Raw genomic sequence first — 21,786 nt, forward strand, 5'->3', positions numbered from 1 at the left:
TTGAGTAATAGCAGTGAGGTTACCGCGATCACCAATTCGTCGAGAGATCAAGGCTTGTCCCAAGTAAATTGGTGCCCTTTGAACCAGCCGGCGCGACTTAGCGAGCATGATCCTTATGCCTGTTTGAAGGACATTCTCACGCGCCTGCCAACGCATTGAGCGAATGAAATTGCCGAGCTGCTGCCACATAAGTGGCAGCCTGCGTGATGACAAATGGGATCTAAGCCGGGATCGTTGATCCAAGGTGCAAAACGGTCGCAGGGCCTGCCCTGAAGGTAGGACTGTATGCGTCAGCTGCAATCATATGAGGCGTAATGTCATGAGCTTCCAGGGCTGATTTCGACGCCCATCGCTCAATCAAAACAAATTGGTCTTCATCGTCAGTGACCCTATGAAGGTCGTATTGCAGGCACCCATCTTCATTTCTGACAAGTGGGGCAAGTTTTTCAAATGCATCAATTTGCTCTTGTCCTCGCCCCGCCTGCGTAGAAATCAAAATTATCAGCTTCACTTCACTAGCCATAAACATGCTCCATGCTGGTATTCAGAAATTTGATTGCATTACCTATTGAGAACACATGAATTGTCAACTTTGTAGTGAGGTGAACAACGAGAGGACGGGGTGGCATCCTCTTTTCTAGTAAGTTCGCGCGCTTACGCCAGTTCTGCTGTTTCAGTTTGCCTCTGAGTGACAGGACTGATCTTGAACCAGATGGAGTACATCGCTGGCAGGAACACTAGCGTCATGATGGTTCCGACGAACGTACCTCCGATCAGTGTGTAGGCCAGGGTCCCCCAGAAGACGGAGTGTGTCAGGGGGATGAACGCCAGGATGGCTGCCAGCGCTGTCAACAGCACCGGGCGAGCACGTTGTACTGTGGCTTCGATCACTGCGTGGAACGGATCCAGTCCTTCTTGTGCGTTGTGATGGATTTGCCCGATCAGAATCAGCGTATTACGCATCAGAATGCCAGACAGCGCGATCAGCCCAACCAGGGCGTTGATACCAAACGGTTGCTGGAAGATGAGCAATGTCGGCACCACGCCAATCAACCCCAGCGGCGCGGTGAGAAACACCATGATCATCGCCGAGACCGAACGTACCTGCAGGATGATGATCAGCAGCGTGATGGCAATCATGATCGGGAGCAGCGGCAATATCGCCTGGCCAGCCTTGCCCGACTCCTCGATTGCACCGGACTGCTCGATACGATACCCATCAGGCAACTTGTCGACGACCGGCTGCAGTTCCTTTGTGATCACGCTCGAGACGTCCGGTGGCTGCAAGCCTTCGGCAATATCGCCGCGCACGGTAATGGTTGGTGTGCGGTCACGACGCCGTAGGATCGGATCCTCCATACGCACGTCGACTTCCCCTACCTGGGACAGCGGAATCCGCTGGCCCGCCGTGCCCACGAGTGTAAAGCCTTCTATTTTTGCAGGGTCGAGCCGGATATCACCCGCAGCACGCCCGATCACCTGCACCGAACGAATGTCTTCACGAACTGCCGTGATGGGTACCCCCGCGAGCAGGAACTGCAGCTGCTGCGCGACAGCACTGGACGTCAGCCCCACCGCCTGCAAGCGGTCCTGATCCAGGGTGAAATGCAACGTCGGCGTAAGCGAGCCCCAGTCGGTGTTGACGGTTCTCATCATCGGGCTCGCCTGCATCACTTCCTGTACCTGGCCGGCGATCTCGCGCAATTTTGTCGGATCAGGTCCCATTACCCGGTAGGCAACAGGGAATGGCGAATACGGACCAAACACCAGTTGAGTCACCCTGACACGGGCTTCTGGGGCAAGTCCTTCAGCAACTGCCTCGCGAATACGGAACTTGAGGGCCTCACGCGCCTCCTGACTGTCCGTCAGCACCACAACCTTCGCGAATGATGGGTCAGGGAGTTCCGGCGCCATCGCCAAGTAGAAGCGCGGTGCACCTTGCCCGATATAGGCTGTGACGATTTTTGCTTCAGCCTGCTTTTGCAGCCAGGCCTCTATCTTGGCGGTGGTGGCGCTGGTCTGCTCGATGGAGGTTCCATAGGGCATTTGCACTTCGACCAACACCTCAGGACGGTCTGAGGTAGGGAAGAACTGCTTCTTGACCAGGCTCATGCCGAGAATCGCTACGACAAACGTAGTAATAACAGTACCGGCCACTAGCCATTTGCGGGCGATGACGCGCGTCAAAATCTGGCGGAAGCGGTTGTAATTAGGGGTGTTATAGATGGCCGCGTGACCACCTTCGACCTTCTTGATCTTCGGCAACATCTTCACGCCCAGATAGGGGGTAAAAACCACCGCAACTACCCATGATGCAATCAGGGCAATGCCCACGATCCAGAACATATTGCTGGTGTACTCGCCGGCTGTCGACTGTGCGAAACCGTTGGGTAAAAAGCCGATGGCGGTCACCAGCGTACCGGAAAGCATCGGTGCGGCCGTATGACTCCAGGCATACGCGGAAGCTTTGATGCGGTCGTAGCCTTCCTCCATTTTTACCACCATCATTTCGATAGCAATGATGGCGTCGTCCACCAGCAGTCCAAGCGCCAGAATCAACGACCCGAGGGTAATACGGTCAAAGTTCTTTCCAGTGGCCGCCATCACCACAAACACTACGGCCAGTGTCAATGGCACAGCCGCCGCCACCACAATACCTACGTGCCAGCCCATGCTGAGAAAGCAGACAAGCATCACAACCAGCAGGGCGACGAAGAACTTGACCATGAACTCGTCGACGGCCGAACTGATATTCACGGACTGATCAGTGACCTTGGTGAGCGTCATGCCCAGCGGCATGCCTTCATTGATCCTGGTCGTCTCCGCGTCCAATGCCTTGCCCAGGTCAAGACCGTTCCAGCCCTCACGCATCACGACCCCCAGCAGCAGGGCCTCCTCACCGTTATTACGCACGAGGAAGGTGGCCGGATCTTCATAGCCACGCTCGACCGTAGCCACGTCCGAGAGCTTCAGTGTTCGACCTTGCACCGCAAGAGGTGTGTCACGAATCTTCTGCACCTTATCGAATGCACCGTCGAGGCGGAGGAAGATTTGCGGCCCATCGGTTTCAATTGAGCCGGCAGGCGTAAGCGCATTCTGATTGTTCAGCGCGGCAAAAATGTCCTGGGGAGATACACCCAGCGTGGCCAACCGATCATGAGAGAAGGAAACAAAGATGCGTTCGACCTGCTCACCAATGATATTGACCTTCTTCACACCCGGCACGTGCAACAGGCGCTGGCGCAACGATTCCGCATCACGCACCAACAGTCGCTGCGGCTCGCCTTTGGCTTTCAAGGCGAAAAGCGCAAATGTCACATCTGAAAACTCGTCGTTGACCATCGGGCCAATGACACCCGCCGGTAGCTTGATGGCTTCATCGTCGAGCTTTTTACGCGCCTGATAGAACTCCTCCTGCACTTGGGAAGGCGGTGTGCGATCGAGCAGTGTCACCATGGTGAAGGCAAGACCTGGACGGGTGTAGGTTTCCGTGCGGTCGTACCACTTCAGTTCTTGCAGGCGTTTTTCAAGTGGCTCTGCAACCTGATCTTGCATCTCCTGCGCCGTAGCGCCTGGCCACGCGGTTATGACCGTCAACTGCTTTACCGTAAACGGAGGATCTTCCGCACGCCCCAGCTGGAAGAACGACAGGATCCCTGCAACAGCGATCAGCAAGATCAGGAATACCGTGATCGAGTGCTCGCGAACGGCGATCGCCGAAAGGTTGAAGCGCCCCTGGCTCATGGATGGCCCCCGGCAACTTTGACGTCACCCTGTTGAGCCAGTCTCACCTCCTCACCATCGCGCAGCAGATGTGCGCCTAACGCGACAATCTGCTCGCCGACCTTGAGATCGCCTGCAACTCGCGCTGCGTCGTCGCTCAAGCCCAAGACCCGAACAGGCCGCCAGGTCACCTTTGCTGGTTCGCCAGCAATGACCCACACGCCAGTACCTTTGCCCGGGTCATAAACGGCAGCGATCGGCACTTGCAACACCTGTCCATTTGCGGTGCCTTCGGCGATCCGAAGAGTGACGGTCGCCCCCAGCGGCGCATTGGCCAACGCGCCCTCAAGCACATACCGCGCCTCAAAGGTGCGCGTCATACGGTCGGCCGAGTCAGAAAGCAGCCTCAGCTTCGCTGTAACAGCACCCATGGTATTGCCGTAAAGCGTTGCTTGCGCAGTGGATCCTGCTGCCGGGCGTAGCGTCTCGGGCAGGTGCACGATGGCTTCGCGCTGCCCGGCCCGTGCCAGTCGAACCACAGGCTGCCCCGGGCTGACGACTTGCCCGGGCTCGGCGAGCGTCTCCACCACAACTCCATCGGAATCAGCAAACAACACCGCATAACCAGAAGCATTGCGAGCCACGTCAGCCTGCGCCTCAGCAGCGCTGAACTGTGCCTTTGCGGTGTCGGCCGCTGCTTTGATCTGGTCGTAGGCCGATGCAGAAATAGCGCCTGCGGTGACCAGGTCGCGATATCGAGCCTCGTCATCGGCTGTCTGCCTGGCTCGGGCCCGAGCGGCTGTGACCGACTCTTGCTGTGCTCGCGCCTGCAACCCCAGGTCGATTGGGTCAAGACGCATGAGCGGCTGACCCCGCTTAACGGTCTGACCAGTGTCAACCAAACGCTCAAGTATCTTGCCTGATACCCGAAAGCCCAGGTCAGCCTGGACGCGGGCAGCCACGACGCCAGTGAAAGAGCGTGAAACGTCGGACGAACCCTGAGCCGCAGAGGACCTCACCAGAGGAGCATGCGTGCGTGGATCTTCAGCGGTGGATGAGTTGCCACACGCCGTCAGGACTAGAGGCAATAAGCAAGCAGCAATAGGGACAGGTCGAAGCCGGCGCATAGATTCCCTTACTTAAAAAATAGGACATGCGCCACATTCTCAGGCTGGTGACCATATCTGTCAATGGTCACAATCTGGAAGTGTTGGGAATCTCTGTGTTTACGCAAAAGCAGCCGTATTCATTGGAGAGAATTTTGAGGCCTGATCAAATGGCGTTGATTGACAGGATGTGACCATAACGTAATATGGTCACAAATATCCTCGATTGAAGGAACCTCAATGCCTCTCCATCGTCCCATTGCTCTTTTGGTGAGCGCCAGCTTAATGGCAGGCTGCGCGGTCGGTCCGGACTATCAACGTCCAGACGCTCCTCTTTCGGATCGTTACGTGGGTCAATCTGCTGTCGAGCAGAGGCCCGTAGTGACGCCGGCCAGTCTTGTGGCCTGGTGGGAAGGTTTTGGTGATCCAGTGTTAACCAACTTCGTCTCCAAGGCTCTTGAGCAGAATCTGGATCTGGCGCAGGCGTGGGCGCGAGTCACGCAGGCGCGGGCGGGATTGGGTGCGGCAAATGCCGCTTTACTGCCCTCGGGGAACATCAGTGGCCAGGCTGCGCGCTCCTACCAGTCAATCGAAACCCCGCTCGGCCAGGTGTTGAACTCAACGCCTGGCTATGATCGGTACGCAAGCGCCTATGAGGTTAATCTCAGTGCTGGCTGGGAGGTTGATGTCTTTGGCGGCCTGCGACGCGGACGCGAAGCCGCACTCGCCGAGTACCAGGCTTCTGAGGCGGGCGTCGCTGCCACACGACTGGCCATCGCCGCGCAAACCGCCGATATCTACATCACTATCCGCGGATTGCAGGCCCGGTTGGACATTGCGAACCGACAAGTCAGAACGCAGCAGGGACTGCTAGAGAAAGTCCGCTTGCTCTACGGCAAGGGCCTCGCTGCCAACTATCAGGTTCACCAGACCGAGGGAGCACTATCGCAGGTCCAAGCGACAGTGCCGGTCCTGCAGACCGGACTGGATGCTGCCACGAATGCACTGGATGTAATGCTCGGTACACCACCAGGCACTCATCGCACGCAACTGGCAAATGCAGGGAGCATTCCTCTTGCGCCGCAGATAAAGACCACGGGAACGCCGGCCGATCTGCTGCGCCGCAGGCCCGATCTCATCGTGGCTGAGCGCCGACTTGCGGCCTCCAATGCACGCATCGGGCTGGCGATTGCTGAGTACTACCCGAAATTCTCCCTCAGCGCATTGCTGGGAAGTGCCACGACCGTCTCCGGCGGCAACCTTTTCACCGGTGGAGCCAGCCAGTCGGCGGGCGTACTGGGGCTGCGCTGGAGGCTTTTCGACTTTGGCCGGATAAATGCTCAAATCGATCAAGCCAAGGGACAGGAAGCCGAAGCCCTGGCCGCTTACCGTCAGTCCGTATTACGCGCCACCGAGGATGTTGAGAATGCCTTCTCCGCCCTGGTGAATCGGGAAGCTCAGGCAACCACCCTGACTGGAGGCGAGGCATCTCTGGCACAGGCTCGCCAATCGTCATTCATTGCCTACGAGAAAGGCACAGCCAGCCTGATCGATGTTCTGCACGCCGACGAAACGATGCTGCAGGCTTCCGATGCGCGAGCACAGGCGCGAACGGAATCGGCACGGGCGGCGGTCGCAGCATTCAAGGCGCTCGGTGGTGGTTGGCAGCCTCCTGAGGCCCGGTCTGTGGCGACTCGATGATTTAACCCCAATCATCGTTTTGACCTGGGCCGCGCAGGACGAGCGTATTGCCATGTGACTATTTCAGATAAAAGTCACATAACGGGCAAATAAATGCCCTTCGACGGCTGGAGGAAGGGCAAAGTGAAAAGCCGATTGGGTGATATGTCGCTCAGGCCAGTAGGCGTTCGACCGTTAGCTGAAGATCAAGGCATGAGGCTACGCAAGATGAGATTAGAGGTGAGCGTAGGCGCCTCTTCGACGAAATCGAGGTTGTATTGCAGCAGTAGAGGGTTGACGAATGGCCGCAGAGCAAGATGTATTGCTTCTACAGTCTCGTCCAGGGGAGTCTTGCGCTCAAACTCACCCATCTCTCGCCCTTCACGCACAATTTGTAAAATAAACTGCTTGATCTGTGCATCATAAACTTGCGAACTGGGCCAACGCTCCGACGCAGCAAACGCTGCAATATCATAGAGTTTCCGATCATTAAAGAACAGATTCACACCTGTGGCGATCACCGTTTTGACCAAGCGTCGAAAGCGCTCCGTTGGCGAAAGGGTCTCTACATTGATGGCCTGCTCAACAGCCGCAACGATTTCCGCCAAACAATTTGCACAGATGGCTTCACCGATCGCCTGCTTGGAATCAAAAAATTTGTAGATATAGGCCTTGGAAAAGCCGATGGCTTTAGCCAGGTCGGAGACCGTGGTTTTGCCGTAGCCGTACTGACTGAAGTGTTCGTTGGCCGCCGCGACAATTTGGTTTCGAATGTCGTGATCGGCTGGGCCACGGGCGCTGGGCGAAGATATCGATGGCTGATTCATGAGAACAGCTTACTCACCCTATAGCTGACTGACAACTTGTGACCGACAGGATATACAGTCACAAATCCGCGCAGCGGATGGCGCTGTAAAAAAGGCTCAAACGACCGAAGGATAGTTCAGGGTTCCTCCTGGCAGCCGAAAGGGCCGCCAGGTGAACGCGTTGAAGTGTCGAGTAGAGTTAAGCCCGAAGCCTTACATCGTCAGTTGCTGAAGGCTGCAGCAGCGAGAACAGGTTCTTGGGATCCTGCAGCTCTGGCACCAGCTGAATGTCGCTGCCAATGTTGAGCGTTTTTGCAACATCCAGCACATAGCGCAAGGCGGAGTAGTCCTCGATGGCGAAGCCGACAGAGTCGAACAAGGTGACTTCCTCGGCATCCTGCCGACCTTGAGTCTGACCATTGATGACTTTCCAGAACTCGATAACCGGTGAGTCGACGGGCATCTGCTGTATTTCGCCTTCAATGCGGCTTTGCGGTTCGTACTCGACCATGACCCGCGCACGTTCGACGATGTCCCGGTGCAGTTCGGTCTTGCCGGGGCAGTCGCCACCCACTGCGTTGAGGTGCATCCCAGGCTCGATCATCTCAGGCGTCAAAATAGTTGCGTAGGCTTTGTCGGCCGTGACCGTGGTCACGATATCGGCGCCACGTACCGCTTGCGCGACGGTTTTGGCAACGGTCACCTGTATGGCGGGGTAGGCCCGCAGGTTGGCAACCAGCTTCGCCGTCGCGGCAGGATCGATGTCGTAGAGACTGATTTCAGTGATGCCCAACAACGTATGAAATGCCAGGGCCTGGAATTCGCTCTGTGAGCCGTTGCCGATGAGCGCCATTCGGCGACTGTCCGGTCGGGCGAGGTAGCGGGCGGCGAGTGCAGAAGTGGCAGCGGTGCGAATGGCGGTAGTCAGCGTCATTTCACTCAGTAAGACAGGCTTGCCGGTATCGATGTCTCCCAGCGCACCAAAGGCCATGACCGTCAGCATGCCATTGTGCGTGTTCTTCGGATGTCCATTGACATACTTGAAGGCGTATAGCGATGCATCAGACACGGGCATCAACTCGATGACGCCCTCGGGTGAGTGGTTCGCCAGGCGCGCGCATTTCTCGAAATCCGGCCAGCGTACGTAGTCTTGACGGATGTACTCGGCCATTTCGATCAGGCAACGGGGCAAGCCTTTTTCCTGGACGAGACGGCTCAGATCATTGACGTCAATGTAACGGGTCATATTGGGTTCCTTTGGGCGATTTTTGGTGTGCCGGTCTGGACTATTGTCGAGGCAACTCAGAGAAGATTTCGGCCAATATTGACCCTGGATACAGCAAGAGAAGTCGAAAACAGCGAGCGCACAGCGCAATCGGCGAAGTGACAGCCACTGCAATATCGTCATGCAGATGAAGAAGGTCGCAAAGACAAGCACATGCCTGTGCCGCTCCCTTCAAGCGGGGACACAGTGACTTGTAGCGACGACAGAATCGGCTGTGAAAGCCCTTCGTTCAGCACAGGCACGCTGTTTGAACGTGGAGTTACGACACCAGCTCCCTCCCGGCAATTGGCATTCTGACGGTCCGTTTCAAGCGCTTGTTGATCGCTGCTTAAGATGGAATGCAACTCCGACGACTGGCTGCTTCCAGTCGATAACAACAACAAAAACGGCTGCGGTGAAGACCGCATCGACTCTCTGCCCCTGTCAAAAAGTGTGGTCCGACGCAGGCGCTGGATCGCGATAAATCCAAATAATCCGGGACTCAAGAAATGAACATCAAATGGCTGACTTTGCCGGCACTCGCGTTGCTGTGCTGCACCACGGGCGCCAGTGCCAAGGAATGGAAGGAGCTGCGATTTGGCGTCAACCCAAGCTACCCACCCTTTGAATCCACCACGGCCGATGGCGGGGTTCAGGGCTTCGGTGTGGATCTGGGCAATGCAATATGTGCCGAGCTGAAGCTGACCTGCGTGTGGGTCAGCAATGATTTCGACGGGCTGATTCCGGGGCTCAAGGCCGGTAAGTTCGATGCCATCGAATCTTCGATGACCGTTACCGACGCACGCAAAAAACAGATCGACTTTACCGATCGCCTGTACGCCGGACCGACCGCCATCGTTACCCGCAAGGATTCCGGACTGCTGCCCACCGCCGAATCGCTGCGTGGAAAAACCATCGGTTACATGCAGGGCACGATTCAGGAAACCTACGCCAAGGCCAAACTGGGGCCGGGCGGGGTGAAACTGCGGGCCTATCAGAATCAGGATCAGGTCTATGCCGACCTGGTATTTGGCCGTCTCGATGCGTCGATCCAGGACAAGTTGCAAGCGCAGATGAGTTTCCTGACCTCGCCACAAGGGGCGGACTTCCACAACAGTGAAGGCATCAGCGACCCGTTGGTGCCAGCGGAAATCGCCATTGGCGTGCGCAAGGACAACGAAGAGCTCAAAGGCATGCTCAATGCCGCCATCAAGGCCCTGCACGACAAGGGCATCTACGCGCAGATCCAGCAGAAACACTTCGGTGATCTGGATCTCTACAACAACTGATCCTCGCGCCCCGGTCGCTGTGTCGCAGCGACCGGGGCGCATCAAGACAGGTGACTGGCGTGAACTCCTTCCTGAATATTCTGGGGCTCGATCTTTCGGCCCTGCAAGGCTATGGCCCTTTGTTGCTGCACGGCACCTGGGTCACCCTCAAACTGTCGGCGCTCGCGCTTTTGGTGAGCATGGCGCTGGGGCTGCTCGGCGCGGCGGCCAAGCTGTCGCCGCTGAAGCTGTTGAATCTCCCGGCGACCTTTTACACGACGCTGATCCGTGGCGTGCCCGACCTGGTGTTGATGCTGCTGATTTTCTACAGCCTGCAAGGCTGGCTCAGCGCCCTGACTGAGTCCATGGGCTGGCCCTACATGGAAATCGATCCATTCGTGGCCGGCATCCTCACCCTTGGTTTTATCTACGGGGCGTATTTTACCGAGACCTTTCGCGGGGCGATTCTGAGTGTGCCACGCGAGCAGCAGGAAGCCGCGGCGTGCTTTGGCCTGAACCGTTGGCAGCGTTTTCGTTTCGTGGTGTTCCCGCAAATGATGCGTTTTGCCTTGCCGAGCCTTGGCAACAACTGGCTGGTGCTGCTCAAGGCCACGGCGCTGGTATCGATCATCGGTTTGTCGGACCTGGTCAAAGTCGCGCAGGAGGCCGGCAAAAGCACGTTCAATATGCTTGATTTTCTGCTGCTGGCGGCAGCGCTGTACCTGCTGATCACCAGCGCTTCGAACTATGTCTTGCGGGTGCTGGAACGCCGCTATAACCAGGGTGTGCGGGGGATGGCGCGATGATCGAGTTGATTACCGAATACTGGAAACCCTTTCTGTTCAGCGACGGCGAGACCCTCACCGGGTTGGCAATGACCCTGTGGTTGCTGGTGGCGAGTATCGCCATGGGCTTTTTCCTGTCGTTGCCCCTGGCGATCTTGCGCGTCTCGCGCTGGGGCGTTTTGCGTTGGCCGGTTCAGCTGTTTACCTACATCTTTCGCGGCACGCCGTTGTATATCCAGTTGCTGATTTGCTACAGCGGGATCTACGGCATTGCAGTGGTCCGTTCGCAGCCATTGCTCGAAGCGTTTTTCCGTGACGCAATGAATTGCACCTTGCTGGCGTTCACCCTAAATACCTGCGCCTACACCGTGGAAATTTTCGCCGGAGCGATCCGCAGCATTCCCTACGGTGAAATCGAAGCGGCACATGCCTATGGCCTCAGTGGCTGGCGCCTGTATCTGCAACTGATCCTGCCTTCGGCGCTGCGCCGCGCGCTGCCGTACTACAGCAACGAAGTGATCCTGATGTTGCACGCGACTTCGGTGGCGTTCACCGCAACGATTCCGGACATCCTGAAAATCGCCCGGGACGCCAATGCCGCGACGTTCATGACCTTTCAGGCCTTCGGTATTGCCGGTCTGCTGTACCTCGTGCTGTCGTTCGGGCTGGTCGGTGCGTTCCGCCTGGCTGAGAAACGCTGGCTGAGCTTTCTGGGCCCGGCCCACTGACTTCCATTCTTTATCCAGAGCGGCACCGATAAGTGTGCCGCTCCAGGAGTATTCGCATGTACAAACTCACGGTTGAAAATCTGTATAAACGTTTTGGTGACAACGAAGTACTCAAGGGCGTCTCGTTAAACGCGAGGGCAGGGGACGTGGTGAGCATGATCGGTGCCAGCGGTTCGGGCAAAAGCACCATGCTGCGCTGCATCAACTTTCTGGAGCGGGCGGACGAAGGCGCCATTGCTCTGGATGGAGAACGAATCCTAACCCGTCAAGGCGTTGGTGGCATGCGCGTTGCCAATCCAAAGCAGTTGCAGCGCTTGCGCACGCGACTGGCGATGGTGTTCCAGCATTTCAACCTGTGGAGTCACCTGACCGTACTGGAGAACATCGTGCTGGCGCCGTGTCGAGTCTTGGGCATGAGTCGCAAGGCCGCCGAAGAGAGCGCACGGGCGTATCTGGACAAGGTCGGCTTGCCGCAACGGGTGGCCGATCAGTACCCGGCGTTTCTGTCGGGCGGGCAGCAACAACGGGTAGCGATCGCGCGTGCCCTGGCAGTGGAACCGGAGATTCTGTTGTTCGACGAGCCAACCTCGGCGCTCGACCCGGAATTGGTAGGTGAAGTGCTGAAGGTCATTCAGGCACTGGCCGAAGAAGGCCGGACCATGTTGATGGTGACCCACGAAATGGGGTTTGCCCGGCAGGTCTCCAGCCAAGTGTTGTTCTTGCATCAGGGACGGGTCGAGGAGCAGGGTAATGCCACAATTCTCGACCGGCCAAACAGTGAACGTTTACAGCAATTCCTATCGGGTCGTTTGAAGTGAGGCAAGACGTACATGGCGGATATCCGCGATCTGTCGATCGTGCTTGATCGTATCGATCAGGCGATCATTGAAGTGTTGCGCCACGAAGGGCGCATCACCTATCAAAAGTTGTCCGAACGCGTGCATTTGACGCCCAGACCATGCCTGGAGCGGGTGCGCAAACTCGAGCAGCTCGGCGTCATTCGCGGCTATGGCGCGATTCTCGATGAGAAGAAGCTGACGCCGGGCTTGTCATTGCTGGTGCTGGTGGCGTTGTCGAACCAGAGCGGACGCTCGGCGCAAAAGGCCTTCGAAGCAACGGTCCGTGCCTGCCCGCAAGTGCTGGAGTGTCGCCTGATCAGTGGCGCTTTCGACTACAGCCTGCGCATGCGTTGCCGTGACATGGAGCATTACCGGGTGTTGACCGAAGTCTGGTTTGACGACCCGGAATTGCACATCGACAAACTGGTCAGCCACCCGGAGCTGGCGATGGTCAAGACCACGATGGAGTAAGACAAGAATCGCTGCCAAAAGCAGCGATTTTTTGTTTTTCAGCCGCGCCGAATCGGCTGGGCAAGCAGCAATCTTCAGCCGTTTTCATCCGCACAAAAGTCGTTATCAACCGGGTTTTTTCCACCTCGAAACAGACAATGAGCCTCTCTCGCCCCCTCATTGAGTCTGTGCCCATGCAAACCACCAATACCGTTTTAATGATTCGCCCGACACGTTTCTCCTTCAATCAGGACACGGCGGCGAACAATCGCTTCCAGCGTCCGGCAACCGTTGCTGAGGACGTACAATTCAAGGCCCTTGCCGAGTTCGATGGCTATGTCGCCGCGTTGCGTCGGCATGGCGTTGAAGTGCTGGTGCATAACGATCGCGAAGCGCCGCATACCCCGGACTCGATCTTCCCCAACAACTGGTGGAGCAGCCACCCGGATGGCACCTTGGTCCTGTATCCGATGCAGGGCCACAACCGGCGTCTGGAGCGGGACAAAGGTGTACTCGACGAGTTGTTGGGCGAATACCGGGTCGAGCAGGTGCTGGACCTGTCCAGCCTCGAAGAGCAGGAGGTTTTCCTGGAGGGCACCGGCAGCATGGTGCTGGATCGGCAACAGCGGATTTGCTACGCCGGGTATTCCACGCGCACCCATACCCAGGTCCTGGATCAGTTGGTCAGTCATCTAGGTTATGAGCTGTGCGCCTTCCATGCGGTGGACCGCCAAGGCGTGGCGATTTATCACACCAACGTGATGATGAGTGTCGGCACCCGCCTTGCGGTGGTTTGCCTGGAGTCCGTACCCCAATCGGGCGAACGTGCGGCGCTGCTTGAACGGCTCGAAACCAGCGGCAAACAAGTCATCGCCTTGAACTGGGTGCAGCTGGAGTCCTTTGCCGGAAACATGCTGCAAGTGCACAGCGCAGCGGGCGAGCCGCTGCTGGTGATGTCGCGCACAGCCTGGCATTCCCTGGACGCCGATCAGCGTCGCTTGATCGAAGCTCACACCACGCCGTTGCCGGTGAACATCGACACCATCGAGCGCATCGGTGGCGGCAGCGCGCGCTGCATGCTGGCCGAGGTGTTCCTGCCCAAGCATTCATCCACCAAGGAATGAATGCGATGATCGTCCGTCCTGCAACGGCTGATGATCTGCTCCTTGGTCCATAGCGCCTGTTTGTTGTCGAAGGCGCGCTCCCAGAGAGGATTGCCACTGCTGTCTGTGAGTTTTGCCGTTTCGATGGCAAACAGCGAGTCGTCGGTTGTCACCGTCCAGTAGCGCGTGTTGCTGTCGATGCCGTTGATACCGATGCCGTTATTAATCAACCCAGGCAAGTGCGAGTTTTCATTGCAGTGCTCCAAATACCCGGCAACAGCCGGGACCAGGGAATCACGCGGTGCGGCAGACGTGTTAATTCAGTCGAGCAAGCAATGCCTTGCCGACCTCTATGGCCGAGGTCGGATTCTGGCCCGTGATCAACTCGCGATCGATGACCACATTAGGCGTCCAGTTCGAAGCGTTGCTGCGGTACACCCCACCGGCTTTTTCCAGCGCGGTTTGCGGGTAGAACTTCATGGCGCCACCGTTGAGCAGACCTTTGGCTTCTTCCTCTTCCTTGTTGCTGATAACGGTCATCTTGTAGCCCGCATAGATCCAGTCGGCGCTGCCGTTCACCGGTTTCGCGGTCTGGAGTTGGCGGGTAAAATTTTCGGCGTCAGGCAAGGTCGACAACAGGGCGATCGGACCATGGCAGACGAGTGCGGTGGTCTTGCCTTGTGCATGGAAATCCGCCAGCAAGCGACCCAGCGGACGGCTGTGGAGCAGATCCTGCATGGGGGCATGGCCGCCGGGAATGTAGACCGCATCGAAGTGCGCGTAACCGATCTGTTCCACCCGGGAAAGGCTAATGACTGGCGACTGTTCTGGTTGGGTCAGTTTCAGTTGATCGAGCAAGTCCTTATAGGTCTGAAGCGCTGCTTCATCGTTGTTGAAGTACATTTTGTCGATGGATGTCTTGTCCACCGTCGGCACGTTTCCGTTCGGTGTCGCAAAGGTGACGTTATGACCGGCGTCGAGCAGCAGCTTCACCGGTTGCAAAAGCTCGTTCAGGTAAAACCCGGTCGCAAAGACCTTACCGTCCTTCAAATCGAGTTTCGCCGAGTCGGAAAGCACTACAAGCACGTTGTCCGCGCTGGCCGCCAGGCTAGTGCTGGCGAGGGTTGCGGCCAATGCAATACGGGTCAATGTTTTCATGTCACGTCCAAAGTAGTTGGGCGAACACTTGCCGCCCCTGCCTGGATACTCTATTGATGTGTGTTATGGCGATAAACTACCGCCAATGGAATTCATTTGGACTTGGAAAGCAATAATGCCTCGTAGATTTGACCATCTTGGCGATGTGGAAGCTTTTATTCGCGTAGTTGAGCAGGGCACCGTTAGTGCTGCTGCCGTCGCCTTGGCGACCACACCTTCGGTGCTTAGTCGTGCGTTGACCAGGCTTGAATCGCGTCTTGGCGTGCAATTATTGCGACGCACTACCCGCAGGCTCAGCCTGACCGACGCCGGAAAGTTGTATCTGGAACAGACTCGTTCTGCGTTTGCGCAGATCGAAGAGGTGGAGCGCAGTATTCTCGGCCAGGAAGGCGAGTTGAGCGGGCGCGTTCGGATGAGCGTGCCGACGACTTACGGGCATTATCGTCTGCCGCCGCTGGTCAGTGCCTTTGCCCGGCAATACCCAGCTGTGCGGGTGGAGCTGAGCATCACCAATCGCAATGTCGACCTGGTCGCCGAAGGCTACGATCTGGCGATTCGCCTGGGGCAGTTGCCGGAGAGTGGTCTGGTGGGGCGCAAGCTGGAAGATGCACGACTCTGCCTGGTCGCGTCTCCCCAATACCTGGCACGCGCCGGCGTCCCTACGACGCTTGAGATGTTAGGCGAACATGTTTGCCTGCCGTTCATCATGCCCAGCAGCGGCAAGATCGGGCCGTGGTTGTTCTGCCTTGATCAAAAAAATATCGAATGGTTGCCGCAAGCCAATGTGCAGGTTTTGGATGATGTTCTCGGCATCGTTTCGTTGGCCGAAAGCGGTCTGGGCATCTGCCAGACATATGACTTCGTTATCCGGGACAGAATGCGGCGCGGGCAATTGGTGGAAATACTTCCGCAGTTGAGCGGGCGCAGTCGGCCATTCTCGATTATTTACCCGCCTCACCGGCAATTATCAGCCGCATCCCGGGCGCTGATCGAGTTCATCCTGGATAACACTCGAGCCTAGTATCGAGCAAGACTATCGGGATGAGGACCCAAACTCGTGATATCTCGCAGCTGCATGTTGGTGAGCACTTCTCAGCTCTGTAAGCCGCATCCAGCCATTAAAAAAAGCACCCCTTACTCCCGGATATCATGATTTTTCACAAACATGAGCCTTCCTTATAGTCTTCCCAAGCCCACTTGGAACACGGTTGTGTTTCCCTTGATGCGAGACATTGTTATGGAAAATAAGAAACGCGCCATCCAGGCTTCAGAGGTTGGGATGGGGACTCGAGTCGTATGGGGAGGAGAGCAAGTTCAACATCCCTACAATGCGACCCAGACGCCCATTGTGGTCAGTGCCGCCTATGGCTACGACGATATCGATAAGTGGTATGACGTGGCATTGGGAAAGGAGCCCGGCTTCATTTACAGCCGGATGAGCAATCCCACTGTCTCTGTCTTGGAAGATAAACTTTGTGAGCTCGAAAACGCAGAGTCGGCTGTAGCTTTCAGTACCGGAATGGCTGCAATCAGCGGTGTACTACACACCTTCCTTTCCTATGGACAGCGGGTGATATCTACACGTGACAGCTACGGTGGTACGAACAAAATTTTTGAAGAGTTTCTTCCACGCATGGGCGTGGAGGTAACCCTTTGCGATACGCTCGACACTGTGGTTCTTGAGCAGGAGATTGCTAAAGGCTGCAGCGTCCTGTACCTGGAAACACCCACGAATCCAACGCTGAAAATCGTTGATATTCGGCGCCTTGTGGCAGCCGCGAAGCGAGTGGGCGCTTTGGTTGTTGCGGACAATACATTCGCGACGCCTCTGAATCAGAATCCGCTCGCTTTAGGCGTTGATGTGGTTGTGCATAGCGCGACCAAATTCCTGTCCGGTCATGGTGATGTACTCGGCGGTGTGGTTTGCGGAGCCGAGTATTTGATGTCTCAAGTTCGCCATTACCGCGAAATAAATGGAGCCTCGCTGGATCCTTTTTCGGCGTATCTAATCATCCGAGGCATCAAGACTCTGGCTCTGCGTCTTCGCCAGCAACAGGCGAGCGCGCAACTTTTGGCCGAGTACCTCTGTACCGAACCTCTCGTCGAGTCTGTGAACTATCCGGGGTTGCCTCAACATCCTGGCCATGACATCGCTCGTTCGCAAATGAACGGATTCGGAGCCATCGTCAGCTTCGTGCTGAAAGGAGGCATGGACACAGTGACCCGTTTGCTACCTCTGCTCAGATATGCGCATCGGGCGGGTAATTTGGGAGCAGTCGAGACCATTTATGGGCCGGCTCGGACAACCAGTCACGTGGAAAACACCTTGGAAGAACGTCAGGCACTTGGAATTTCCGAAGGTTTGGTTCGAGTATCCGTAGGTATTGAAGATTCAGCAGATTTATTGACTGATCTAAAACAAGCCTTCGCTTTAGTGCGAAGTAAACAAGGTGATGCAAGCCTTCACGCTGACAGTGCCCAACGTTTCAATGAGGTAGGAGCCTAAACACCGACAGGACTTTAAACGCTCATCTTAAGCCCTTCATGAAGAATGAAAATAATAAAATCCAGCGACAAAAAAATTGTACTGCCCAACAGCCAGTTACAAGGCGTTTGTCCGAACATTTCATGAGAATACAACTATGACCACACAGATGGAAAATAATCAGCCCGACCCTAATTCGCGTTTCAAAAAGGAAATGCAAACTCGCCACATCGTTATGTTGGCACTGGGCGGTGTTATCGGTACGGGGTTATTCCTGACCTCCGGTTACACGGTTAATCAGGCAGGGCCCCTCGGTGCCGTGATCGCTTACATCATCGGTGCAGTGATGGTGTATTTAGTCATGGTCTGTCTCGGTGAGTTGGCTGTACAGATGCCAGAAACCGGATCTTTCAGTAGCTACGCAACGCGATACCTTGGCCCAGGCACAGGCTATACCGTGGCTTGGCTTTACTGGCTCACTTGGGCCGTCGCCATCGGTTCAGAATTTACAGCGGCGGGCATACTGATGGTGCGGTGGTTTCCTGATACACCGGTCTGGATTTGGAGTGCGCTGTTTGCCATTGCAGTCTTCTCAAGCAATGTTGTCTCTGTTCGGCTGTTTGCGGAGACTGAATTTTGGCTTTCGCTGATTAAGGTTCTGACCGTTATCACGTTCATTGTGATCGGCGGAGCGGCAATTTTCGGTCTTTTTCAAGTACAGAATTTGCAGGGTACCGGACTTTCCAACTTCACCCGTGAAGGGCTTTTCCCCACAGGGTTCTTACCCATTGCAATGACCCTCCTGGCTGTTTCCTTCGCATTTTCCGGAACCGAGCTCATCGGGATTGCGGCAGGGGAAGCGCAAGATCCACAAACTAGCGTTCCCAAGGCAATTCGCACGACAGTGGTACGTTTGGCGCTGTTCTTCGTGGGGACGATTTTCGTCCTGGCGACGTTACTGCCACGAGAGCAAGCGGGGCTCGTAGAAAGTCCCTTCGTCATGGTGTTTGAGTTGATTGGCATCCCATACTCTGCCGACATTATGAACTTCGTCATTCTCACCGCGCTGATTTCCGCCGCTAATTCGGGCCTGTATGCAGCGTCGCGCATGTTGTGGACATTGAGCGATCAAGGACATATGCCTAAGCGCTACGCCAAGCTTTCCAGTCGGGGTGTACCGGTGAATGCCATCGTTCTCAGCATGGCGGGTGCAGTGGCTTCTCTGCTCAGCAGTGTGCTTGCCCCTGATACGGTTTATTTAGCCTTGGTGTCCATTTCCGGTCTGGCGGTGGTAGTCGTGTGGATGAGCATCGCTGCAAGCCAGATCGCGTTCCGTCGTCAATACGTCGCTAATGGCGGACGAGTTGAAGACCTGCATTTCCGTGTGCGTGGCTATCCGTGGGTGCCTATCGGTGCACTGTTGTGTTGTCTGCTGGCTTGTGTGGGTATCGCTTTTGATCCTGAGCAGCGCGTGGCGCTTTACTTCGGCCTTCCCTTTATCGCGTGGTGTTATTTCATTTACTGGATCACTCGAAACAAGAGAGCAGAGCGGTTGGCTTTAGCCGCAGCTGTTCATTCCTCTGGCACCGCGTGAATTTCTCAGGCAATGATTAAGCATAGATAAAGTCCTGATGAGGTTGCGCCGATGAGTCAAAAGTCACTACCACCCTTGAACTGGTTGAGGGCATTCGAAGTATCGGCGCGTTATTTGAACTTTACCCACGCGGCAGAAGAACTCCATTTGACTCAAGGGGCTGTGAGTCAGCAGATCCGTCAGTTGGAAAGTCACCTCGGTGTAGCGCTGTTCAAACGCTTGCCTCGAGGGCTTGGCTTGACCGAGGAAGGGCAGTCGTACCTGCCTGTCGTACAAGACGCGATCAGTCGACTTGCAGTCGGCACAAACGAGATTTTCGGCCAGCGCAATCGAAGACATTTGAAAGTGCGTGGCAGCCTTTCCTTTCTTCACTATTGGTTGGCACCCCGGCTCGCAGATTTTTGTCGGGAGTATCCGCAGATCGATATTCGGTATATCAGCAATATTTGGGTGAAAGAACCAGACGGCGAGGACGACCTGGAGATTCGCTGGGGATGCGGTGAGTGGTCGGGCTTGCACGCTCAGCGATTGACTTGGGACATCCTCCAGCCTGTTTGCTCCCCAACGCTCATGGCCAGCTCACCCATATATGAGCCTCGCGACTTGATGAACCATTCTCTACTTCACGTGTTGGGTTACGAAGAAGGTTGGGGTTACTGGTTGAAGCGAGTTGGAGCAGACGACGTCGACTATTCCCGTGGCCTTCAGTTTGACACGCTGATCTCCACGATCCGCATGGCCGAACTGGGGCAGGGCGTTGCGCTGGCACGATCTTCCGTGGTCGAGGATTTGCTCAAGAGTGGGCAATTGGTTGCGCCATTCAATCACCGAATCGAGGCCAGCGAATCCTTTTATCTGGTGCACGAACAGGCCGAAGCGCTATCGCCTGATGCCGCAAATTTTTCTACTTGGCTGGTGGCCCAAGCCCACCGCCTTCTGTAATACCGATTGGGGGTGGTCATGGATTATGTAAGTACACGCGGCGGTGACACGCGGGCGGATTTTCGCAGTGTGGTTTTGTCGGGGCTCGCCGAAAATGGAGGTCTGTATGTTCCGACCCGTTTGCCAGTATTCACTGAGAAACAAATTACCAGTTGGTCATGGCTGCCGTTTGATGAGTTGGTATGGCGGATAATTTCGCCCTTTGTTGGCTCGTCCATGGACGAAAGCACCCTGCGTGACTTGCTCAGCGATAGCTATCAACAATTCAAGCATCGCGCTATTACGCCGCTTGAGCAGATCGGGCATAACGAGTGGATACTCCAGCTGTTTCATGGCCCGACCCGTTCTTCCAAAGATTTCGCCGCGCAATTGCAAGCGCGCTTGGTCAAGCATTTTCTGAAGGAGGTCGGGAAACAAGCATGGGTGGTCGGTGCAACTAACGGTGATACGGGCCTCGCGGCGCTTGAAGCCTTTGCTGACTGCCCGGCCGCTCGCCTGGCGATACTGTATCCGCGCGACGGGCTTGCGCCTGAGCAACTCAGTGCCTTGCAGGCAGCCGACCCGCAGCGGGTTCTGCTGATTGCGGTTGATGGAAATTTCGATGATTGCCAGACACTGGTCTCCCGACTCTTGCGTGAGTGGCCGTTGGACGGCGTGATGCCGGTCTGTTTCAACTCGACCAATTGGATCGGCGTCCTGGCCCAGATTGTTTTTTACTTCCATGCGGCCTTGCAACTGGGCGGTGGCTCGCGTCCCGTGGGCTTCAGCGTTCCAGCTGCCAGCTCGGCCGAGATCTACGCCGGTTACATTGCGCAGAAAATGGGGTTACCGATCAACCAAGTGATCATTTCCACCAACAGCAATGATGCCCTGCACCAGTTTTTTCATTGCAATCGCTACTCCACCCGGATGACTGATCGAACAGTGTCGCCGGCGATGGATTTCTCATTGTTTTCCAACCTGGAGCGGTTTATCTGGGAGATTTACGAGCACGATGGCTGCTCGACAAAAGGGCTGATGGAGCATTTTGAACGTTACGGGGAAATGAGCATCGGCAACCAACAATGGCTGCGTGCTCGGGTACTCTTCGATTCCTATGCCGTAGATGAATCTCAGGTGCGTGATGAGGTGGTCGAGCTGTTCCGGGAAACAGGCTCGGCCATCGACCCCCACACCGCTGTCGGTGTACTGGCCGGCAGGCTTCATCGACGCAGCCTGGGCGCACCGATGGTCACTTTCGGGCAAATTGCGCCGGCCAAGTCGGCGGCGCTGTTGGCTGAGCTGGGCGTCTGGCAAGCAAGCGTTCCGGGTACAGTCGAGGTGCGCGCGCAACCACCCTACCTGGCCAGGGACGATCTGGGCGGTCTGTGTCAGGTTCTTCGTCTGGCGCAGCAGAGGTTTGCATGAAGCGCATTCTGGATCCGCTGGACGAACGCATACTGGCCGAACTGACCGCCAATGCGCGAATAGCCCATATCGAACTGGGCGCCAAGATCAACTTGTCGCGCAATGCTGTGCGCCAGCGCATCGAACGTCTTGAGCGCGACGGTGCGATTCAGGGCTATACGGTACTTCTCGGTGAGTCGCGGCGGCCTGCGTCGCTTATCAGCGCGGTGATCTTTGTCTACCGCTACGACCGCATGCGTGGCGAAGAAGTACTGGCTGCGCTGCGCTCCATTCCTGAAGTCGTGCAATGTGAAGTGCTCAGTGGTGAGTTCGATTTGATGCTGCGCGTGAATGCCGCCACACCTGAACGTGTCCATCTCGTCTGGAAGGAAATCGCGGCCATGCCCGGGGTGGAAAACACCGTGACCTCGTTCGTTCTTTCTGCTGTGTTTTGAATACATCGAGCTTG

At 56.3% G+C, this 21,786-nt stretch carries 20 protein-coding genes; 13 read left to right on the forward strand and 7 right to left on the reverse strand.

Features of this window, described 5'->3' with window-relative positions:
* Positions 1–220: 220 nt before the first annotated feature.
* From CKW20_RS24750 to CKW20_RS24760, 3 genes are all read right to left on the reverse strand, one after another.
* Entirely contained in the window at positions 221–523 is a 303-nt protein-coding gene (locus CKW20_RS24750; protein ID WP_095055226.1) for a putative quinol monooxygenase, read from the reverse strand.
* A 131-nt stretch (positions 524–654) separates the two neighbouring features.
* Positions 655–3,744 (reverse strand): efflux RND transporter permease subunit, encoded by a 3,090-nt coding sequence (locus CKW20_RS24755; RefSeq protein ID WP_095055227.1) that lies wholly within the window; start codon positions 3,742–3,744, stop codon positions 655–657.
* A complete protein-coding gene (locus tag CKW20_RS24760) occupies positions 3,741–4,850 on the reverse strand; it encodes an efflux RND transporter periplasmic adaptor subunit (RefSeq protein ID WP_095055228.1) in 1,110 nt (369 codons plus the stop codon). Before CKW20_RS24760 ends, CKW20_RS24755 begins: the two co-directional genes overlap by 4 nt.
* A gap of 219 nt (positions 4,851–5,069) precedes the next feature.
* Between CKW20_RS24760 and CKW20_RS24765 the strand changes: the two genes are divergently transcribed.
* Positions 5,070–6,530: an efflux transporter outer membrane subunit gene (locus CKW20_RS24765; RefSeq protein WP_095055229.1), complete on the forward strand. Its 1,461-nt coding sequence runs from the start codon at positions 5,070–5,072 to the stop codon at positions 6,528–6,530.
* Positions 6,531–6,715: 185 nt separating this feature from the next.
* Here the strand turns inward: CKW20_RS24765 and CKW20_RS24770 are convergent, their stop codons facing one another.
* Positions 6,716–7,336: a TetR/AcrR family transcriptional regulator gene (locus CKW20_RS24770; RefSeq protein ID WP_095055230.1), complete on the reverse strand. Its 621-nt coding sequence runs from the start codon at positions 7,334–7,336 to the stop codon at positions 6,716–6,718.
* Positions 7,337–7,514: 178 nt separating this feature from the next.
* The gene (locus tag CKW20_RS24775; protein WP_095055231.1) at positions 7,515–8,561 is read right to left on the reverse strand and encodes an ornithine cyclodeaminase; all 1,047 of its coding nucleotides are present in this window, start codon (positions 8,559–8,561) and stop codon (positions 7,515–7,517) included.
* Between the two features lie 527 nt (positions 8,562–9,088).
* Here CKW20_RS24775 and CKW20_RS24780 point away from each other — a divergent pair.
* From CKW20_RS24780 to ctlX, 6 genes are all read left to right on the forward strand, one after another.
* Positions 9,089–9,868, forward strand: a complete 780-nt coding sequence (locus CKW20_RS24780; protein WP_095055232.1) for a transporter substrate-binding domain-containing protein — start codon at positions 9,089–9,091, stop codon at positions 9,866–9,868.
* A gap of 59 nt (positions 9,869–9,927) precedes the next feature.
* Positions 9,928–10,653: an ABC transporter permease gene (locus CKW20_RS24785; RefSeq protein ID WP_095055233.1), complete on the forward strand. Its 726-nt coding sequence runs from the start codon at positions 9,928–9,930 to the stop codon at positions 10,651–10,653.
* On the forward strand, positions 10,650–11,360 hold the full coding sequence (locus CKW20_RS24790) for an ABC transporter permease (RefSeq protein ID WP_095055234.1): 711 nt from the start codon (positions 10,650–10,652) through the stop codon (positions 11,358–11,360). Before CKW20_RS24785 ends, CKW20_RS24790 begins: the two co-directional genes overlap by 4 nt.
* 56 nt (positions 11,361–11,416) lie before the next feature.
* Complete coding sequence (locus CKW20_RS24795) at positions 11,417–12,178, forward strand: ABC transporter ATP-binding protein (RefSeq protein ID WP_095055235.1); 762 nt, start codon at positions 11,417–11,419, stop codon at positions 12,176–12,178.
* Positions 12,179–12,190: 12 nt separating this feature from the next.
* Positions 12,191–12,670, forward strand: coding sequence for an Lrp/AsnC family transcriptional regulator (locus CKW20_RS24800; protein ID WP_095055236.1), 480 nt, complete (start codon positions 12,191–12,193; stop codon positions 12,668–12,670).
* Between the two features lie 173 nt (positions 12,671–12,843).
* Positions 12,844–13,773, forward strand: a complete 930-nt coding sequence (gene ctlX / locus CKW20_RS24805; RefSeq protein ID WP_095055237.1) for a citrulline utilization hydrolase CtlX — start codon at positions 12,844–12,846, stop codon at positions 13,771–13,773.
* Here ctlX and CKW20_RS29405 read toward each other — a convergent pair.
* Together CKW20_RS29405 and CKW20_RS24810 are read right to left on the reverse strand one after the other, a co-directional pair.
* Positions 13,659–13,991 (reverse strand): hypothetical protein, encoded by a 333-nt coding sequence (locus tag CKW20_RS29405; RefSeq protein WP_141228983.1) that lies wholly within the window; start codon positions 13,989–13,991, stop codon positions 13,659–13,661. The two genes, ctlX and CKW20_RS29405, sit on opposite strands and share 115 nt — an antisense overlap.
* Before the next feature lie 76 nt (positions 13,992–14,067).
* Positions 14,068–14,910 (reverse strand): type 1 glutamine amidotransferase domain-containing protein, encoded by an 843-nt coding sequence (locus CKW20_RS24810; protein WP_095055238.1) that lies wholly within the window; start codon positions 14,908–14,910, stop codon positions 14,068–14,070.
* A gap of 115 nt (positions 14,911–15,025) precedes the next feature.
* Here CKW20_RS24810 and CKW20_RS24815 point away from each other — a divergent pair, with 115 nt between their 5' ends.
* The 6 genes from CKW20_RS24815 (at position 15,026) to CKW20_RS24840 (ending at position 21,772) form a co-directional block, all read left to right on the forward strand.
* A complete protein-coding gene (locus tag CKW20_RS24815; RefSeq protein ID WP_095055239.1) occupies positions 15,026–15,931 on the forward strand; it encodes a LysR family transcriptional regulator in 906 nt (301 codons plus the stop codon).
* A 216-nt stretch (positions 15,932–16,147) separates the two neighbouring features.
* Positions 16,148–17,416, forward strand: coding sequence for a cystathionine gamma-synthase family protein (locus CKW20_RS24820; protein WP_095055281.1), 1,269 nt, complete (start codon positions 16,148–16,150; stop codon positions 17,414–17,416).
* 136 nt (positions 17,417–17,552) lie between these two features.
* Positions 17,553–18,989 carry an amino acid permease gene (locus tag CKW20_RS24825; RefSeq protein ID WP_095055240.1) on the forward strand — a complete coding sequence of 479 codons (1,437 nt, stop codon included), beginning with the start codon at positions 17,553–17,555 and terminating at the stop codon, positions 18,987–18,989.
* Between the two features lie 51 nt (positions 18,990–19,040).
* Entirely contained in the window at positions 19,041–19,931 is an 891-nt protein-coding gene (locus tag CKW20_RS24830) for a LysR substrate-binding domain-containing protein (protein WP_095055241.1), read from the forward strand.
* A gap of 18 nt (positions 19,932–19,949) precedes the next feature.
* Positions 19,950–21,338 (forward strand): threonine synthase, encoded by a 1,389-nt coding sequence (thrC, locus tag CKW20_RS24835; RefSeq protein WP_095055242.1) that lies wholly within the window; start codon positions 19,950–19,952, stop codon positions 21,336–21,338.
* Positions 21,335–21,772, forward strand: coding sequence for an Lrp/AsnC family transcriptional regulator (locus CKW20_RS24840; protein WP_095055243.1), 438 nt, complete (start codon positions 21,335–21,337; stop codon positions 21,770–21,772). Before thrC ends, CKW20_RS24840 begins: the two co-directional genes overlap by 4 nt.
* Positions 21,773–21,786 lie beyond the last annotated feature (14 nt).

It is taken from the genome of Pseudomonas sp. Irchel s3b2 (assembly GCF_900187445.1).
Lineage (GTDB): Bacteria > Pseudomonadota > Gammaproteobacteria > Pseudomonadales > Pseudomonadaceae > Aquipseudomonas.

Excerpts from the sequence above, each read along its gene's own strand:
- CKW20_RS24750 (WP_095055226.1), bottom strand. The coding sequence starts at position 523 with ATGGCTAGTGAAGTGAAGCTGATAATTTTGATTTCTACGCAGGCGGGG.
- CKW20_RS24755 (WP_095055227.1), bottom strand. The coding sequence starts at position 3,744 with ATGAGCCAGGGGCGCTTCAACCTTTCGGCGATCGCCGTTCGCGAGCAC.
- CKW20_RS24760 (WP_095055228.1), bottom strand. The coding sequence starts at position 4,850 with ATGCGCCGGCTTCGACCTGTCCCTATTGCTGCTTGCTTATTGCCTCTA.
- CKW20_RS24765 (WP_095055229.1), top strand. The coding sequence starts at position 5,070 with ATGCCTCTCCATCGTCCCATTGCTCTTTTGGTGAGCGCCAGCTTAATG.
- CKW20_RS24770 (WP_095055230.1), bottom strand. The coding sequence starts at position 7,336 with ATGAATCAGCCATCGATATCTTCGCCCAGCGCCCGTGGCCCAGCCGAT.
- CKW20_RS24775 (WP_095055231.1), bottom strand. The coding sequence starts at position 8,561 with ATGACCCGTTACATTGACGTCAATGATCTGAGCCGTCTCGTCCAGGAA.
- CKW20_RS24780 (WP_095055232.1), top strand. The coding sequence starts at position 9,089 with ATGAACATCAAATGGCTGACTTTGCCGGCACTCGCGTTGCTGTGCTGC.
- CKW20_RS24790 (WP_095055234.1), top strand. The coding sequence starts at position 10,650 with ATGATCGAGTTGATTACCGAATACTGGAAACCCTTTCTGTTCAGCGAC.
- CKW20_RS24795 (WP_095055235.1), top strand. The coding sequence starts at position 11,417 with ATGTACAAACTCACGGTTGAAAATCTGTATAAACGTTTTGGTGACAAC.
- CKW20_RS24800 (WP_095055236.1), top strand. The coding sequence starts at position 12,191 with ATGGCGGATATCCGCGATCTGTCGATCGTGCTTGATCGTATCGATCAG.
- ctlX (WP_095055237.1), top strand. The coding sequence starts at position 12,844 with ATGCAAACCACCAATACCGTTTTAATGATTCGCCCGACACGTTTCTCC.
- CKW20_RS24810 (WP_095055238.1), bottom strand. The coding sequence starts at position 14,910 with ATGAAAACATTGACCCGTATTGCATTGGCCGCAACCCTCGCCAGCACT.
- CKW20_RS24815 (WP_095055239.1), top strand. The coding sequence starts at position 15,026 with ATGCCTCGTAGATTTGACCATCTTGGCGATGTGGAAGCTTTTATTCGC.
- CKW20_RS24820 (WP_095055281.1), top strand. The coding sequence starts at position 16,148 with ATGGAAAATAAGAAACGCGCCATCCAGGCTTCAGAGGTTGGGATGGGG.
- CKW20_RS24825 (WP_095055240.1), top strand. The coding sequence starts at position 17,553 with ATGACCACACAGATGGAAAATAATCAGCCCGACCCTAATTCGCGTTTC.
- CKW20_RS24830 (WP_095055241.1), top strand. The coding sequence starts at position 19,041 with ATGAGTCAAAAGTCACTACCACCCTTGAACTGGTTGAGGGCATTCGAA.
- thrC (WP_095055242.1), top strand. The coding sequence starts at position 19,950 with ATGGATTATGTAAGTACACGCGGCGGTGACACGCGGGCGGATTTTCGC.
- CKW20_RS24840 (WP_095055243.1), top strand. The coding sequence starts at position 21,335 with ATGAAGCGCATTCTGGATCCGCTGGACGAACGCATACTGGCCGAACTG.